The 1146-nt window shown below is 33.9% G+C and carries 1 protein-coding gene; it reads left to right on the top strand.

The annotated features are described in order from the left end of the window. Window positions 1-796 precede the first annotated feature (796 nt). A partial coding sequence (locus L4C32_RS20675) for a glycosyltransferase family protein (protein ID WP_428198770.1) occupies window positions 797-1146 on the top strand: 350 nt, incomplete at its 3' end.

Below are 1146 nucleotides of genomic sequence, written 5' to 3'. Positions count from 1 at the left end.
AATATAAAGTTATGAGATATTATTGTATATTATTCGATGCACAGCAGTTGCTAGTTCCAAAGACAGTTTGATAGTTATCCATAGAGGCTAGTTGAAACGCAAGGAAAGGTTTTGACTGATCTTTGCAATGCTTCGTGAACGCTACAAAAGTGATGATTGAACCGGTGCTATCCACACGAACAGTATCTACTCTTTATGGAATAAAATAAGCATTTAATTACCCCGTACACTATAGAATCAATAAAACTTCGTCATGGTTTCCAGGCCATTTGGGAAATTGTGGGCTCAATCTAAAACTGAAGGAAGGCGCTACTTTTAGTACATATAATTTCAGGATATTTTTAATGCTGTTTGAAACCGTACAACATTAAAAGTTTAGCATTGCTTTTCTTAGCGTTTACTTGGTAGAACAATGCATTAGTAGTCAACGCAGCTCATTTATCTAGAGAATAGCGATGTAAGTATAAATAATATGAACGAACTAGAAGTCCACCAGTTAGTTTACAACATGGCAGAATAACTGGATGTTCTCATCTTCTTTTTTTTGCGGGGGAAGTGGCGAGTTCCTGCTTGTATAGCCTTGTAATGACACCCGAGATAATAACATTAACCGCATTTCAATTTCCAGTATTTATAACCTCTAATTTATCTTAATCGATTTAAATTATTACTGATGCATTGCTTTATTTATCATTAAAACTGTCAACGTATGTTCCGTTAATGTAAAAGGTAAAGTTTTGGTCACTGTTTAGTTTATGAGTTCACTCAATCATATGTTTTTAAAGAGAGAAAAATTATGAGTCAACTTGATTCTATTAATAACCTAACTACTGCTGTTGTATTTTTTGCCTTTAACCGTCCTGAAAAATTGCAGAATACCATTAAGTCATACCTTAGTTGCTCAAATGCACAAACAAAAGATATTATTGTTTACATTGATGGCCCTAGGAAGATACAAGAGAGGAATCTTACCGAGCGATGTTTCGATGTGTCCTCAGAACTACTCCCTAATGCGGATATTATTTATCGGGAAAAAAATATGGGGCTAAAAAACTCAATTTATGCTGGAATATCCGATGTATTGAAAATCTATGATTCTGTTATTGTTATTGAGGATGATTTAAAGTTAGAACCACAGTTTTATGA

Source organism: Aliivibrio kagoshimensis (genome assembly GCF_050337105.1).
Lineage (GTDB): Bacteria > Pseudomonadota > Gammaproteobacteria > Enterobacterales > Vibrionaceae > Aliivibrio_A > Aliivibrio_A kagoshimensis.
Note: the sequence above shows the minus strand (reverse complement) of the source record. Positions and strands in the feature narration are given on the sequence as shown.